15 protein-coding genes are annotated in these 15,812 nt (G+C 37.0%); 6 read left to right on the forward strand and 9 right to left on the reverse strand.

What is annotated here, in order from left to right; translation table 11 throughout:
- Positions 1 to 216: 216 nt before the first annotated feature.
- Positions 217 to 585 carry a hypothetical protein gene (locus SCI76_RS04280; protein WP_243494564.1) on the reverse strand — a complete coding sequence of 123 codons (369 nt, stop codon included), beginning with the start codon at positions 583 to 585 and terminating at the stop codon, positions 217 to 219.
- A 104-nt stretch (positions 586 to 689) separates the two neighbouring features.
- Complete coding sequence (locus SCI76_RS04285; RefSeq protein WP_328174809.1) at positions 690 to 1,973, reverse strand: ATP-binding protein; 1,284 nt, start codon at positions 1,971 to 1,973, stop codon at positions 690 to 692.
- A gap of 325 nt (positions 1,974 to 2,298) precedes the next feature.
- Between SCI76_RS04285 and SCI76_RS04290 the strand changes: the two genes are divergently transcribed.
- Together SCI76_RS04290 and SCI76_RS04295 are read left to right on the forward strand one after the other, a co-directional pair.
- Positions 2,299 to 3,675, forward strand: a complete 1,377-nt coding sequence (locus SCI76_RS04290) for a M28 family peptidase (protein ID WP_407545068.1) — start codon at positions 2,299 to 2,301, stop codon at positions 3,673 to 3,675.
- Between the two features lie 164 nt (positions 3,676 to 3,839).
- Positions 3,840 to 5,318 carry a potassium/proton antiporter gene (locus SCI76_RS04295; RefSeq protein WP_033578784.1) on the forward strand — a complete coding sequence of 493 codons (1,479 nt, stop codon included), beginning with the start codon at positions 3,840 to 3,842 and terminating at the stop codon, positions 5,316 to 5,318.
- Between the two features lie 39 nt (positions 5,319 to 5,357).
- On the opposite strand, the gene SCI76_RS04300 is transcribed toward SCI76_RS04295, so the two are convergent.
- Both SCI76_RS04300 and SCI76_RS04305 read right to left on the reverse strand, forming a co-directional pair.
- Positions 5,358 to 6,125: a polysaccharide deacetylase family protein gene (locus SCI76_RS04300; protein WP_048021275.1), complete on the reverse strand. Its 768-nt coding sequence runs from the start codon at positions 6,123 to 6,125 to the stop codon at positions 5,358 to 5,360.
- Positions 6,126 to 6,269 carry a hypothetical protein gene (locus SCI76_RS04305; protein WP_328179527.1) on the reverse strand — a complete coding sequence of 48 codons (144 nt, stop codon included), beginning with the start codon at positions 6,267 to 6,269 and terminating at the stop codon, positions 6,126 to 6,128.
- 139 nt (positions 6,270 to 6,408) lie between these two features.
- Between SCI76_RS04305 and SCI76_RS04310 the strand changes: the two genes are divergently transcribed.
- Together SCI76_RS04310 and SCI76_RS04315 are read left to right on the forward strand one after the other, a co-directional pair.
- Positions 6,409 to 6,918 (forward strand): hypothetical protein, encoded by a 510-nt coding sequence (locus SCI76_RS04310; protein ID WP_033578782.1) that lies wholly within the window; start codon positions 6,409 to 6,411, stop codon positions 6,916 to 6,918.
- A 21-nt stretch (positions 6,919 to 6,939) separates the two neighbouring features.
- A complete protein-coding gene (locus SCI76_RS04315; RefSeq protein ID WP_048021277.1) occupies positions 6,940 to 7,515 on the forward strand; it encodes a hypothetical protein in 576 nt (191 codons plus the stop codon).
- A gap of 46 nt (positions 7,516 to 7,561) precedes the next feature.
- Here the strand turns inward: SCI76_RS04315 and SCI76_RS04320 are convergent, their stop codons facing one another.
- From SCI76_RS04320 to SCI76_RS04330, 3 genes are all read right to left on the reverse strand, one after another.
- Complete coding sequence (locus SCI76_RS04320) at positions 7,562 to 8,707, reverse strand: toxic anion resistance protein (RefSeq protein ID WP_048021279.1); 1,146 nt, start codon at positions 8,705 to 8,707, stop codon at positions 7,562 to 7,564.
- 24 nt (positions 8,708 to 8,731) lie between these two features.
- The gene (locus tag SCI76_RS04325; protein ID WP_028413622.1) at positions 8,732 to 9,376 is read right to left on the reverse strand and encodes a 5-bromo-4-chloroindolyl phosphate hydrolysis family protein; all 645 of its coding nucleotides are present in this window, start codon (positions 9,374 to 9,376) and stop codon (positions 8,732 to 8,734) included.
- Between the two features lie 165 nt (positions 9,377 to 9,541).
- Positions 9,542 to 11,479, reverse strand: coding sequence for an LTA synthase family protein (locus SCI76_RS04330; RefSeq protein WP_013056729.1), 1,938 nt, complete (start codon positions 11,477 to 11,479; stop codon positions 9,542 to 9,544).
- A gap of 669 nt (positions 11,480 to 12,148) precedes the next feature.
- Here SCI76_RS04330 and SCI76_RS04335 point away from each other — a divergent pair.
- Positions 12,149 to 12,601, forward strand: coding sequence for a hypothetical protein (locus SCI76_RS04335; protein WP_013056728.1), 453 nt, complete (start codon positions 12,149 to 12,151; stop codon positions 12,599 to 12,601).
- On the opposite strand, the gene SCI76_RS04340 is transcribed toward SCI76_RS04335, so the two are convergent.
- A complete protein-coding gene (locus SCI76_RS04340; RefSeq protein WP_228307693.1) occupies positions 12,598 to 13,116 on the reverse strand; it encodes a glycosyl-4,4'-diaponeurosporenoate acyltransferase in 519 nt (172 codons plus the stop codon). The genes SCI76_RS04335 and SCI76_RS04340 overlap by 4 nt on opposite strands.
- Positions 13,059 to 14,162 (reverse strand): glycosyltransferase family 2 protein, encoded by a 1,104-nt coding sequence (locus SCI76_RS04345; RefSeq protein ID WP_048021281.1) that lies wholly within the window; start codon positions 14,160 to 14,162, stop codon positions 13,059 to 13,061. Before SCI76_RS04345 ends, SCI76_RS04340 begins: the two co-directional genes overlap by 58 nt.
- 136 nt (positions 14,163 to 14,298) lie before the next feature.
- On the opposite strand from SCI76_RS04345, the gene SCI76_RS04350 reads away from it, so the two are divergent.
- Positions 14,299 to 15,810, forward strand: a complete 1,512-nt coding sequence (locus tag SCI76_RS04350) for a phytoene desaturase family protein (protein WP_328179525.1) — start codon at positions 14,299 to 14,301, stop codon at positions 15,808 to 15,810.
- Positions 15,811 to 15,812: the final 2 nt, after the last annotated feature.

The raw sequence follows: 15,812 nt of genomic DNA on the forward strand, positions 1-15,812 counted from the left end.
TCTATTACTTATAATACAACAATACCAATAAGTCAACTAGGTTTTATGTTTTTTCCTAAAGACAGTTTTTTTGAATAATTTTGACAAAACAAAAAAGCTAAGGATTTTCCTTAGCTTTCTATTTTACGCTTGTATGTACTTCAGTGGTCTTTTGCTCCGTTGCCAGAGATGGCCTTTCTTTCATCAGACCGGATGTACTACAATTCATATATAGGATTACATTTCATATAATTCATTTAGCCATTTTACAAACAAATGTCTGGGTAATTCTAGTTCGTAAAGCTCGACATATTGAATATCAGATAGCGTCGTTCCTCTAGCCATATAAAAGTACCACTGCCAGCCAATATCTTTAGCAATGGCATAGGATTTAGCTAGATCTTGTCTATTATCTGTCTGCTGCATATCATTCATCCACTGCGTTTCATCCGCTTCATACTCATAATAATGGAGAGTATATTTATCACACCAATACGCAAGGTCTTGATGGGAAAACGGATTTTCTCCGTCACATACTTGAAGCAATAGCATTCTTAAATTTTCCGGTGTATACGGTAATATAATTTTTTGATCTGCACGTCTCATTTTGCTACCTTCCTGACATGTTCGTTTCTTTTATTACATCATGTACAGCTGCGTTTAGCAATAAGAAATGGATGACGTTTTCATTACTTTTCGTTTACAACATTTCATTTGCTTGCAAAAACCGCCGTATCTTCGACATACAGAGGCAGTCGGATTTTAACAATCGTCCCTTTTTTCTGTTCACTCTCAATCTGCAGGGTACCGTGATGATCATGAATAATTTTAGAGCTGATTGTTAATCCAAGCCCCATTCCTTTTTCTTTTAAAGTAAAAAACGGTTCTCCTATATGTTCTAGACGGTCTTTAGAAATTCCTACTCCTTCATCTCTAACTTCTATAAAAATATGGTCATCCTGCGCTGTTTTGATTGTGATATAAATATTTCCAGGCTTATCCATGGCTTCAATTCCGTTTTTAAAAACATTAAGTAATACTTGGATAAGGTGATTTTTATTTCCATATACACTAGCGTTATTTGTTTGTTCATCGTATAAGAAGTCAATATTTTTCAATAAAGCTTCATGGGAAGTTAGACTCATTACATACTTAACCGCTTCTGTAAGAGAAAACACGCGAAAATGTTCACTTTCAGGTTTTGACAACAGGAGCATTTCACTAACAATACCATTAATTCGTTCCAGCTCATCAAGCATGATATTAGCATACCCTACCGCGGATCGGTCTGTTTCTTTCATGAGCTGAACAAACCCTTTAATACTCGTAAGCGGATTTCTAATTTCATGGGCAATTCCAGCAGCTAATTCGCCTACTACAGAAAGCTTTTCCTTTTTTATCAGAAGTGCTTCTGCAAGCTTTTGCTGAGTGATATCTCGTCCAATCGTAATAAGAGCTTTTCTTGAGCCATCATCAAAAAACACAGGTACTTTAATGACGTCAAATGTTTTGACCTCGCCGTTTGGTATTTCAAATGCTTCTTCCATGCGTACCTTTTCCTTTTTTCTCCAAGCTTCTTCATCCGATGAAATACAGTGTAAGAAAGCCGCTTGAAAGAAAGGCACAAGCTCCCCAAGCTCTGCATCGGTTTTACCCCTGTAATCAATACCCTTTAAATGATAAAGTTCTCTTCCAAAATCGTTCACCGCCACCCATTTGCCAGCTCCATCTTTAAAACAAATAAAATCTGGCATTGAGTTTATTAATGTAGCAAGCTGATACTGTTCATCAGACACCTGGGTATAAACCGAACGCTTATGAAGTAAATAAAACGTGCCAGCCGTTATGCCCACTAGTAAACTATCTTTTATCAAACTGCTAAGAGCATATGCTCCTTTAAAAAATGCCATTGTTTGAAAGACGGTGTACACCCCTAAAAGCAGAAGACCCGTTACCGCCGCTGCTTTTCGTACACCCTCCCTATTTTTTATCAATATTTCCCACCAGCCTTTGTTTTTTATGTGAATACTCTCTATGTTTCATCAATTAAGTTCTGAATATTCTTCTTACTTTTAAACTAGTTTACCTTATTTTTTTATTCTTATCTAATACCTTTTCTTATTACTTTTGACACAGTTTCTTTTATCCTCTTTATTTGTTTCCGCATTTTCATTTTATTTGAATTATTTTCTCTATTAAAATAGGAATTTAGATACGGAATATCCTGGAACATTTAGGTAATAATACTCTTTTTTGTATTTTCTTAATATTGTAAATTCGAATAGTACCAACTACATCGATAAATTTAGGGGGATTTTAATGAAAAAAACCGTGATTTCTTTGGCTGTAGCCACAAGTTTGACTTTATCTTTTACAAGTGTACAAGCTTCTACTTCTGCAAATGCTTCTCACCATCAAAGTTCTGAACAAAAAGTATTAAAAAAAATCAATGCTGAGAAAATTTATCAAGACATTTCGTATCTCTCAAAAAAACCTCGTGTGGCAGGAACTGAAGCTGAACGCGAAGCTGCTACATTTGTTCAAAAGCGTTTGTCTAAACTAGGCTATGAGAGCGAAGTGGAACCTTTTACCTTTACCGGTTACACACCAGCAGCTAGTTTTTCACTAAGCGTAAACGGTACCGGCTACTCTCCAACAACTTTTACTTATAGCACCAATGGAAATGTCACAGCTGAAATTGTCGATGGAGGGCTGGGTACAAAAGATAATTTAGCAAACAAAGATGTGACAGGTAAAATTGTATTAGTTCAGCGAGGCAGTATTACTTTTGGTGAAAAAGTATTAAATGCTGCTGAAAAAGGGGCTGCAGCCGTCATTATTTTTAATAATACAGACGGTGAGCTAAACGGAACGCTTGGCGGCGCTAATGATAACTACATTCCGTCTCTTGCTGTTACCAAAGAAGAAGGTGAAAAGATTCTTACTTCTATTCAAAAAGGCGAAAAGCCTTCAGGTACAGTAAAAATTGAAGGAGCTGTCGTAAGTGAGCGAACATCTTATAATGTAACCGCTGCTAAACCTTCTACTTTTAAGAAAAAAGGAACAAATGATATTATTGTAGTAGGTGCTCATCATGATTCTGTGGCCGGAGCACCTGGGGCAAATGACGATGCTTCTGGAACAGCAATGGTGCTTGAATTAGCTCGCGTATTTAAAACTCTTCCTACCGATACAGAACTGCGATTTGTTACATTCGGAGCTGAAGAAGTAGGCTTACTAGGATCCGAGCATTATGTTAGTGAGCTATCTGAAAATGAGAAAAATCGTATTGTTGGAATGTTTAATTTAGACATGGTAGGAAGTCGAGATGCGGGAGATTTGGTGATGAATACAGCTGATGGAACACCAAATCTTGTCACAGAATTAGCTCAAGCTTCAAGTACAAGATTAAATGGATCACCTACGCCATTCCAAGCTGGCGGCCGCAGTGATCACGTTCCTTTTGCAGAGGCAGGAATACCGGCTGCTCTATTTATTCACAGTCCGTCTGAACCTTGGTATCATACGCCTGAAGATACCCTTGATAAAATAAGCAAAGAAAAACTTCAAGATGTGGCTGAGATTGTTGGAACAGCTATTTACGATCGTTCCCGTCCAGACCAACAAGGTTCTTCCGTTAAAAAGAAAGCAACATTTAAAGCTCCTCATCTTTATCACGAGCAAGATGTTAAATAAGAATCTATCCCTGTTATTCATACATGACCAAAAAAGAGATGTTTATGCATCTCTTTTTTTGATAAGCAGATTTCTCAAGGTTTTAAATCCATTATGCTACAATTATTATAGAGGAACCTCACTTATTGCTTACATAAAAATTTTAAACAAAAGAGGTGTATTTTTTGGATTTTACGGTAGACCATTCAATTCTCTTATTATCCATTCTCCTTGTCATAGGGGTACTTACTGCAAAGTTCTCTACTCGCCTTGGGGTCCCTTCGCTTGTACTCTTTATTATTGTAGGAATGGTTGTTAGCCACTACATCTACTTTGACAATGCTCTTTTAACACAAGGATTCGGAATATTAGCGCTTATCATTATTCTTTTTGATGGAGGCGTGCAGACCAAATGGAAAGATGTTAAACGCGTTGTTCGCCCTTCCGTTTCATTAGCTACTTTCGGAGTCCTCATTACGACAGTTTTAACGGGTGTACTTGCCAAATATATTTTGGGCGTTACTTGGCTTGAAGGCTTTTTATTTGGGGCAATCGTTGGCTCTACAGATGCTGCAGCCGTGTTCTCTGTACTAGGGACACAGAACATCCGCCAAAAACTAAACTCCACGCTAGAAGCAGAATCTGGTTCCAACGATCCGATGGCCATTTTCTTAACCGTTTCTATTATTGAATTAATTCAGCATCCAGACTCTCCTATCCTCTCATTAATCTTTAATTTCTTTTGGCAAATGGGAATCGGGCTGGTACTTGGTTTAGTACTTGGAAAAGCATCCGTTTGGATTATTAATCGAATTAATTTAGATTCTTCTGGGCTTTACCCTGTGCTCACATTGTCATTGGCCGCCTTAACCTATGGAATTTCCACATTTGTAGAGGCAAGCGGTCTACTTGCTGTATACGTAATGGCAGTGGTAGTAGGAAATGCAGATCTAACTTATCGTCACACAATTGTCCGCTTTAACGAAGGTTTTGCATGGATGATGCAAATTTTAATGTTTATTTTACTCGGCCTTCTTGTCTTTCCTAATCAACTGCTAGATATCATTTGGCAGGGTATACTGTTATCTCTTTTACTTATGTTTGTCGCTCGTCCACTCGGCGTATTTCTTTCGATGATGTTTGCTAAATACTCATCCAAAGAAAAACTGTTTATTTCTTGGGCCGGTTTAAAAGGAGCTGTTCCAATTGTATTGGCTACTTATCCTATGATGGCAGGTTTGGAGAACAGCACGCTCATTTTTAACGTCGTTTTCTTTGTGGTCTTAACTTCCGCTCTTCTTCAAGGAGCAACAATCGCTCCTTTAGCCAAATTTCTAAACCTTTCTCAAGGTGAAAAAGAGACGGTTCCTCACAGTCTCGAGCTTGTTTCGATGGGCAAAACCAAAAATGAAATGATTGAGTTGAAGCTCGTGGAACATGCAGATATATCAGGTAAATCGCTTGAAGAACTTCACCTCCCTGAAGACATTTTAGTGACTGCTGTTATTCGAGATGATAAATTACTTACACCTAGAGGAAATACACAAATTTTTGCAGGTGATACATTATATATTCTTATTTCGAAGAAAAAACGAGATAAAGTAAAAGCATTTTTCCAAAAAAATACGTCTGATGGGGACGAAAGAGAAGGAAAAACCAGTTAAAAGATTAGCTAAAGCTTTTACTAGAAAAACAGCACCCGCTTATTGAACGGAGTGCTGTTTTTGCTGTTGCATCAAATAAAGAGATTTATAATTGGGATGATGTTTTAAAAGTTCTGAGACCGTTACAAATTTATACCCCTCTTCCTTTAACTTCGGTAAAATTTGTTTTAATGCTTCAATGGTTTGGGTTCGATCTCCTCCCATATCATGAAACAATACAATATCTCCTGATCTGGCATGGTTAAGCACTTGACTTACAATTTTACCGACGCCTGGATTTCTCCAATCAAATGTATCTTGATGCCAAGACCAAAGAATAATCGTATACTGCTGATTTTTAGCAGCTTTTACTACCCGATCGTCATAATAACCAGTAGGTGGACGAAACAGGTAAGGTTTTATTCCTGTAATAGCTTGTATACGTTCATCCGCTTTTTCAATTTCTTGTTCAATTCTCTCTACTTCCTGGCCCCTTACTTTCAAATGGCTATATGTATGATTAGCAAGTTCATGACCTTCACGAACTTCTCTTTGAGCAAGCTTGGGAAATGACGTTATTCGATCGCCGACTACAAAAAAAGTTGCTTTGGCACCGTATTTTTGCAATAAATTTAAAATAGTCGGCGTATATTTAGGATCTGGTCCATCATCAAATGTAAGCGCAATTAACTTCTCATCTTTCATGGGAACTTCCCACACGATATCTCCTTTTCTTTCATAATAAAATCTGCTCTTCTTTGCAGCATCCACCTGAATACCGTAGAAATTAATGGAAACAATAATAATAATTGACAAGCACCATTTCACTCAATGACCTCCTTTTTTGTCTAGGTGTGATTCATGCGTATTGTCAATAAACGCTTTAATACCAACTGCAAATAATCGTTCATCACCCAAACACACGCGCCGTTGACGGCGATTAGCTGCAGAAGTTGATTTACGGTTTTTCATAGTCTTCTCTCCATTACTAATTGATTGTGTTTTTAGCTTTACCAAAAAGTCAAAAATAAACCTACGGGTTCTCACATGGCGAAAACATTTTTATATAGTAATTACACGCTGTCTAGCGTTTTGAATAGGAGATATATACATGCGAAAATTTTATTTAGCGCTTCTGTTAATGATAAGCGGAACCATGGTTATACTGCCTTCTGTTAAAGCAATCAGTGAAAGCAACGAGAAACATCAGCAGCTCACCGTAAGCGAACAAGGATATTCTCTTTCATTGCCCGGTGAATATACGCTTCAAAAAGAAGAAGATGGAAAAGATATTCTTTTTTCAACCAAGACTCCCTATACGTGGATGCGAATTGAAGTCCTTTCCGGGAAAGAAAGTACAAGCACACCATATCTAGATCGTTCAAAAGAATTGTTTGATGACCAGTTTGGAAAATCGTTAAAAATTTCTTCTACATCCCCATTTATTCAACCCGTTGTGTTTGCATCTATGTCTGGGAGTAAAAAAGAAACGGCAAAACTATATGTATTAAGAGAAACAAAGGGGCACCCTGCTTTAAAAATCACGATGGTTACGGCTAAAAATTCCGATGATGAAAAAAAGTTAATTTCAATTGTTAACTCAGTAAAAACGCATGAATGAAAATAGATAAGGAAGCCAGCTATGAAAAAAAAGATATTTCTTGTTTGTTTTATATGTTTGATGAGTGGCTGTTCAACTGCTTTTCGCGAAGAGCTTATCAACACACAAAAAGAAATTCCAAGAGAACGCTTGCCACAGCTAAACTTCACCTATCCTTACAAAGGAAGCAGCAGAACAGATGTAGGTTATCTTAAAAGAAGCAGTAATCAAAACTATACGCTTTACGTACTAGAAGGATACGAGTTTACAGAAGAAGAGCCCCGAAAAGATGTCATTTACAATAAAAAAAATGATGCTTTGTGGATGCGGATTGAAGTGTTTCCCTCAAATAAAAGTGTAGAGGAGCTGAAGAAAGAAACAAAAGAAATTTTAAGAGCTGGCTTTTCGGAAGTGGCTTCCCTTGACACGCACCTCATTCAATCTAGCTTAGAGATAGAAGCTGCGTACAAAGCGTCCGATGATAAAAGTAATGCATACGGCTTTCTTGTTCGAAAGCAAAATCAACACCCTACTTTCCGATTAACGATCTTTGCTCCTAAATCCGAAAGGGATTTAACTCCGTTTTTGGAAATGGCGAAAACACTTCAAAATGCATAAAACAGAAAAAAAGTCGGTTTACAAAGTGTGTAAACCGACTTTTTCTTTATTTCATATCTAACAGTTTAGTTTTTAAATCGTTTTCCATTTGATACAGCTCTGATTCTGCCTCGGTACGCTTCGTACGCCCTTCTTCTTGTATCTTTAATACTTCTTCTAACGTAGTAATCAAGTCGGACTGCGTTTTTTTCAATGTTTCGATATCGACAATCCCCGCCTCGTTTTCACGAGCTACTTCAATTGTATTCTGCTTGAGCAGCTCTGAATTTTTAGTAAGCAAGTCGTTTGTTGTCTTAGATACTTGTTTTTGGGCTTCCATTGCTTTCTTTTGGCGCAATAAAGTGGTTGCGATGACTACTTGATTTTTCCAAAGTGGAATAGCTGTTAAAATAGAGCTTTGAATTTTTTCCACAAGGGTCTGATTGACTTCTTGAATTAATCGAATCTGCGGTGCACTTTGAATGGCAATTTGACGGCTCAGCTTTAAATCGTGCACTCGTTTTTCTAGCCTATTGATAAATTGATTTAAATCATTGACCTCCTGAGCCATTAAGTAGTCATTTTTTTGAGAGGCTGTTTGCTGCAGCTGGGGCAGCGTTTCATTCTGCAGCCCCACTAACTTGTATTCTGCCGCTGCAATGTAAACGTTAAGCGCCTCATAAAACTGTTTATTTTTATCATATAAGCTATCTAACATTGTAATGTCTCGATACAGCATTTGTTTTGAGCGCTCTAACTTATCTGCAATTTTATCAATTTCCACATTAATGCTTTGATATTTTGTTAATAAATTTTGAATAGGCCTAGAGACTCCTGAAAACAATCGACCGATGACTCCTTTTTTCTTTGAAGAAAAGTCATCGGGATTTACTTGGCGAATCTTACTCATCAAATCTCCTATAACGTCTCCTACTGGTCCTGTATCTTTCGTTTGAACATGCTGTAGTACAGATTGAGAAAACTGAGATAGTTCTGACTGAGCTGCTACCCCGTACTGTAAGATAGCCTGCTGATTTTTATAATCAATTTGATTTGCGATTTTCTGTGCTTTTTCCTGATATTCCGGTGTCAAATCATCGTATGTGCTTCTTTTTGCAGCGCGAGCATCCGATTGTAACTGCGGGGTAGGCGAAGCAAAAGGATCATCAAGCAGCGCATCTAACGATTTATTTTGATCATATTCTTTCATCATAAAATCCCATCCTTTGCATTTACATTACTTTGTGCGATTAGTAGCTGTCGGTATATATGGCTGCTCTTCTTCAAATGCTTGCTTTAGCACTTTAAGCTCTACATCTAATGTCAGCTTATCTTGTGAAAGAGCATTTGTTAATAAATGCTCATACTTCCCTGATAACCCGCGCAGCATGTCTTCCGCTTCATGAAGACTTTCTTTTACTTCTATGCTTTTCGTTGGTTTTGATAATAAAAACATATACCTTTCAATGACGGTAACCGTTGATTGTAAGTAGTTCGTAAAAAAGGGCTGAACATCTTTATATCGTGCGGGCTCTTTTTCTACCATTTCAATGATGCTTTTGCCTACTTTGTATAGTTTAGAAAGTTCTGTCCACATATGAACAGACCGAATTTTAAAACGATAGCTTCCAATGGTTCTTAATTGCTTTCTTGCCTCTTTTACTTGATGACGCACATATGCAATTTCTTCTCTATATGGATTTTGATAATGACGTCGAGCACTGCTCATAATAAAAAACAGGCTCATCACGACCATTACTCCTATACTAATGCCAACGGATTGAATCATCGTGGTACTGAATCCAAAATAGCTGACCGGAACGGCTACTGCTCCTGTTACCCAAATGGCAAGAATCTTTTTTATGATTCGAACGACTTTCATCGCTTTCACTCCTATCTTAAATGTGACCGAACTTTTAAACGTATACATATTATACCATTGTCTTCCCATCTCTTAAAACGATTACTGTTATAATTTATATACGGATAAATCCCTTAAAAGTTTCACAAAACAAAAAAACAGGCAGCTTTTATAGCTGCCTGTTTTTTATTGATCTTCGCGCTTGTTGTAATCATACTTCGAACGTTCAATTGGTTTGAACCCTTCTGGTGTATGAAAGCGGAGTAAGTCTCCGTAAACAAGTTTATCTGATAGTTCTAGCTTTTTCTTAACTAGTTCATCATACTTATCATACTGTTTCGCTTCCTTATCTGAAAGCTGCTTGCCCGTTGCGTTGTCATACACTTTCTGATCAACTTTTGTTACCTTCGGTGTAACAAAGTCACCGTTACGGAAAGGTACAACTTGCTGATGTTCTTTTGATAATAAGTCTGTACCAAAGTCAATATAGTCTTTTGTATCAAGACCTAATAAATGCATCACTGTTGGACGAACATCTACATCTCCACCATACGTATGATTTACGCCGCCTTTAAGGCCTGGTGAAGTAATAAATAATGGTACGCGCTGCAGTTGAGCTTGTTCAAAATCATTGATGTTTTTACCCATTACTTTGCCCATTGCACGCTTATGGTTTTCAGAAATACCATAGTGGTCACCGTACATCACAACCATCGTATTGTCTGCTAAGCCAGAGGCCTGTAAGTCCTCAAAGAATTGCTTAATTGATTCATCTAAATAACGAGCCGTTTGGAAGTATTGGTCAACTGACTTATCTCCCGTATTATGAGGTCCAATCGTTTGGTCTTCCTTATCTAATGGATAAGGGAAGTGGTTTGATAACGTAATGAACTTCGCGCTAAATGGCTGCTTTAAGCCTTTTAGGTACGGCATTGATTCTTTAAAGAAAGGTTTATCTTTTAAACCATAGTTCAGCGTATCTTCGTCTGACATATTGTAATAAGCTGAATCAAAGAATTTTTCTACACCCATTGATTTATACATCTCATCACGGTTCCAGAACGATTTTCCATTTCCGTGGAACACAGATGTTGTATAGCCTTGCTGATCTAGAATACCAGATAGCGACTGATAGGTGTTATTTGCTTTTGTTGTAAATACAGAACCTTGAGGTAAGCCGAATAATGAGTTCTCCATCATGAATTCAGCATCTGACGTTTTACCTTGCCCTGTTTGATGGAAGAAGTTATCGAAATACATTGTGTTCTGATCTTTTAATAGTGAATTTAAGAATGGCGTTACTTCTTCACCATTTAACTTATAACCAATCATAAATGACTGAAGTGATTCTAATGAAATATAGATAACGTTTTTGCCTTTTGCTTGACCGAAATATTCTTTGTTCGGTTCAGCATACGTTGCTTTTGCATAGTTCTCTACCTCAGCCACATCACTGCTATCTGCTAGCGCGCGCTGTGCTGAAGATTTCGAGCTCTGGATGATGTCATAGATCGTATAGTTATACGTTCCTAAATATTTTACTAAATAGTTGCGGTCAAATGTTCTTGTTAATAGTTGAGGACGATCCATTTCCGCTAGTGCGATGTTGGCACTTAAGAATAAAATCCCTGATAAAAATACACCTGTCACAGTACGTCGACTAATTGTTGCTGGTAAGTCAACTTTTTTCCATAATACTAAAACTAAAAGAATAAAGAAATCTGTGAAGTATAAAATATCAGTTGGGCTAATTAAAGCCATAGCACTGCCGCCTAATTGACCAAAGTTGTTTGACTGAGTCAATACAGGAACAGTAATAAAATCATTAAAGAAGCGATAGTATACTACATTTGCGTACAGGATGAATGAAAGTAAAAAATTCATTCCAAGCAGTGCTCGTACTTTTCCGCGCCCTTTAAATAGTAATGCAATGGCAAAAAAGAAAATTGCCGAACCAATTGGGTTTATGAAAAGTAAGAACTTTTGCATAAAATTATCTAGCCCTAAGTTAAATTCGATACGATAAACGGTATACGTTTTAATCCAAAACAACAAAACTGCAATTAGAAATAACGGCAGCTGTTTCGAAAAAATATTTTTACCGTTTGTCATGAGCTGTTTCATATTCCCACCTCTGTCTCTATTGAAATTTAAGCTCACTTTTATTTTTATAGTAAATGTAAAAAGAAATCTCCCTTACAAAAAATGTAAGAGAGCTAATCTGTTCTTTCACATTTTAACTCTTTAAAAAAAATTGTCAACACCGCTACGTATAATTTTCACCAAACGTGAGAAAATAACTACTTTCTTATTCCCAGCTCTATCGGCTTTCAAACACAAATATATCCTGCGCTTTTTTCTTCTCACTATTTAATACGGACAGCTTCTCTTTAGGTTTCACTATTTTATATTTATTTTTTATTTTGTCCACTATACATATAAATTTAACACTTGCCTTAGTTTTCCTTCTGCTTTACAAGAGAATGCATAAAAGCACTTGTGAATATTTGTTATATCAATGCCTCTTATTTTCTTTTCTTTCTACAGTAAACCACATATTCTGAGTTATTTCTTTCTTTAAATATGAAAAAAATGTGTCAGTTTGCATCGAAAATTTTTATTTTTTTACCTTTTTGTTTATAATATAAATTATAAATATTATTTGAAATTTCAGATCTCTTTAATATTTGATCTAGAAAGTGCATTTTTTATATAAAATTGGAATGAGTACGGGCTACGTATACTTGTATACCTAGAAGTTTAAACGTCTTACATTTTTATAAAGGAGAAAAAATGAAAGAATGTATTGTTTTCATTACAAATATTATTAATGTATTGCACGATGGATTAATTTATATTTTTTATTTACTAGGATTTTCTCTTTCAGATAAAGAACTTCACTTCTGGATTATTGGCATTATTGGACTGCTCACGTTTTTAAGCGTTTATATGATCTTTAAATTATTGTCAAAATGGAAATTTAGTATTACAGCTATTTCTTTTATCTATACTCTTACCGTTATGCTTGTCTTAGTTTTTGCTATTGAAATTCAGCAAGGAATTACCACTCGAGGCAACATGGAATTTGATGATGCCATAGCAGGCTTATGGGGATTTTTAGTGTTTTTTAGTATTTATATCGCCTTTGCTTCTTTTTTTCTTTTATCCAAGAAATTATTGTCTTCAAATAAGGAGAAAAAGATAAAAACCGAGGCCCCTACTCGGAGCCAAAGGCATGTTAATTAATTTCGTTTGAGTTTTAAAACGACTTGATGAATCCGTATTCGATTATATCGTTGAACCAAAATAAACGGTACGTTTGCAATAATCGCATAAATAACCATCCAAACACCTATAGAAGGAGAGTTCCATATAAAAAAAAGAATAGAAGGAAGTATGCTGATCCAGTGAGTTAACTCTGCTCGATTTGTTTCCATTAAAAAAAGCTGTGCATATTCCTTCGTTCTACTCTCCCATTTCTTTTTATAAAACCCTCGTTTAAATAGCTTTCCTGCATCAGGAAGCCACGTTTTCCATCGGTGCACCCCGAATTTTTTATATATTCCAACTGTTTCCCAGCTGTGAACCTTAAACAGCGCAAGGTCTTTTTTTAAATAAAAGGCAGAAATTTTTGTGCACCTGTAGGCGATGAACATGTGAATCACAAACCATGCCATGATATTAATTAAGAGCTGAGCACCTGTCATTTTATCACTTTCTTCTTTTTTTCTTCTTCTATAGATATGCTGCGTTCTTTCCATTTAACTTGCTTTCTCACCGCTGTTTGGATGAAAGACCATACGAATAGGCCCAGAAAAAACAGGACGTGAATAGGAAATAAGCACAAAGAAAAAAAAGTAAACGAACCTATTTTTCTTAAGCTATTAAATAAGAGACTGACATAGCAAACATAACTGCTAATTGCCAAGCCTGCATGTTGATTCCATAGAGTAGGTAAAAAAAGAACATAATTAATCATGCTAGTAAGCCATAAACTTACTAGAAATAAATAAATGGCTTCCGTTTTCCCCGCACCTGAAGCAAAGCTCTTACTCCACCCTCTTATCAGGCTTTTCATACCATCTGGATACATGCGCATGGAAAGAGCTCCTTGTCCACTCATACACGTAATAAATTCACCTTGTTTGCTCATTTTCTCAACCAGTGCCATATTTTCAACCACTTCTTTTTTTATCCCTTCGTGGCCTCCGCTTTGAAAGTAGGAGGCTGCGCTGCAAAGCAAGCACTGCCCGAAACCGACGGAAGGACTTTTCCAATTTTTAAAGGGGTGAAAAGCGCCAATCGATGCAAACGTAACATAGTGAAATAAAGCAGAAAACATTTCATAAGGCCTCTTAACAAGATGATAAGGATGAACCGACAGCACCCCCCCTTGCTGTTGATAGTAGAAAAATACTTTTTCAATTCCGTCTTTCTCTACTGTAAGATCAGCATCTAAAAACAAAAGCAACGAGCCTTTTGCTTCTCTTGCTCCATTCCAGCATGCCCATGACTTTCCTAACCATCCAGCTGGAAGTGTCCCCGGGTGCACTACTTTCACGCCAAATGCTTTGGCTACCCGCTCAGTATGATCTGTTGAGTTGTCATCTACAACAATCACTTCAAAGTCAGCGTTCTGTAACTGGAGTGACTGCAATAAAAAGGTAAGGTTTTTTTCTTCATTTCTAGCTGGAATAATAATGGACAAACATGACATATCGTTTCTTACTATTTTTACACGTTTAAATGTAGGGATAGTGATGACAAGCGTACCTGTCAAGACAAGAGCAACCAGTAAAAAAGACATCTCTTTCTCCTTTCCTTCACGTATGAAAATTAGCGAACTGGATAAAATAAAAAGTTGTAGACCTATTTTTATTTTGCGTGAAGTCATTTTATACACATTGTTGACAACTCGCTTTTGTTTTATAAGGAGGAAAAAGATGAAAAAGAAAGTAATTGTTGTAGGCGCAGGTTTAGGTGGTCTGTCAGCTGCTATTCGTCTGTCAGCTGATGGATATGATGTAACAGTCGTTGAAAAAAGCGAGCGAATTGGCGGTAAGTTAAATATTCGCAGCGGCAAAGGGTTTTCTTTCGATACGGGACCTTCTATTTTAACAATGCCGTGGGTGCTAGAGCAGCTGTTTGACAGTGCAGGCCGCAATATCCACGACTACTTGACAATAGAACGAATTGAGCCTCAGTGGAGAACTTTTTTCCAAGATGGTACACAAATTGATTTGACCAGTGACCTTCCTCGCATGCTTCAGCAGCTTCAAGAACTTGCTCCAAAAGACATTGAAGGTTTTTTTGACTATTTATCTTATGCAAATAAAATGTACGAATCGAACTTAAAAAGTTTTTATAAAAAAAGTTTATCTGGACTGCACGATTTACGAACGATGCACACGGTAAAAGAACTGCTTCAAATGGATCCAATGAGATCTATGGATGCTACTACACGCAAATATTTTTCAAACAAACATTTGCGTCAATTGTTTAATTTTTTAATTATGTACATCGGCTCTTCTCCTTATCATGCACCGGCTGTATTAACACAGCTTGCTCACGTTCAGCTAGGATTAGGTATTTATTACGTAAAAGGCGGAATGTACAAAATTGCTGAAGCGATGGATAAGCTCCTTCAAGAACTTGGCGTCACTGTGCATCTAAATACGCCGGTAAAAGAAATCACAACAAGCGGAGCAAAGGCAACTGGAATTACACTAAAAAACGGTGAAAGCCTATCAGCAGATGTTGTGGTATCTAATCTAGAAGCCATTCCAACTTACCGCTATTTATTAAAAAATCATGCGCAAGCAGCTAAGCAAACTCAGCAGCTTGCAAAATTTGAACCTACTGTTTCTGGCCTTGTTCTTTTATTAGGGGTTAACAAACAGTACAAACAGCTTCAACATCATAATTTCTTCTTCTCAAAGGATCAGAAAGAAGAGTTTGATACAATCTTTAACAAAGGGAAAATAGCGATGGATCCGACAATTTACATTGGCGTATCATCTAAATCAGATCCTACGCAAGCTCCTGAAGGAAAAGAAAACCTGTTCGTTCTTACTCATGTACCTCCTTTAAAAGAAGGCGACGACTGGGCTGCATTAAAAGACCGCTACCGTGATGTCGTACTAAAAAAGCTTGAGGCAATGGGATTAGAAGACTTACGTTCCAGCATTGAGTTTGAATATACGTTTACTCCTAACGATATCCAAGAGCTTTACGGCGCTAACGGCGGGTCCATTTATGGCGTAGCAACTGACCGTAAGAAAAATGGAGGGTTTAAAATTCCGGCAAGAAGTCAGCTTCTTTCTAACCTTTATTTTGTAGGAGGCTCTACACACCCTGGAGGCGGCGTGCCAATGGTGACATTATCAGGTCAGCTTACAGCGGACGCAATTAATGAAGATTTTCAGATTCCTCGTATGCAAAAAGATATTGGATAATG

This window comes from Priestia sp. HNGD-A6 (assembly GCF_045784335.1).
Taxonomy (GTDB): Bacteria; Bacillota; Bacilli; order Bacillales; family Bacillaceae_H; genus Priestia; species Priestia zanthoxyli.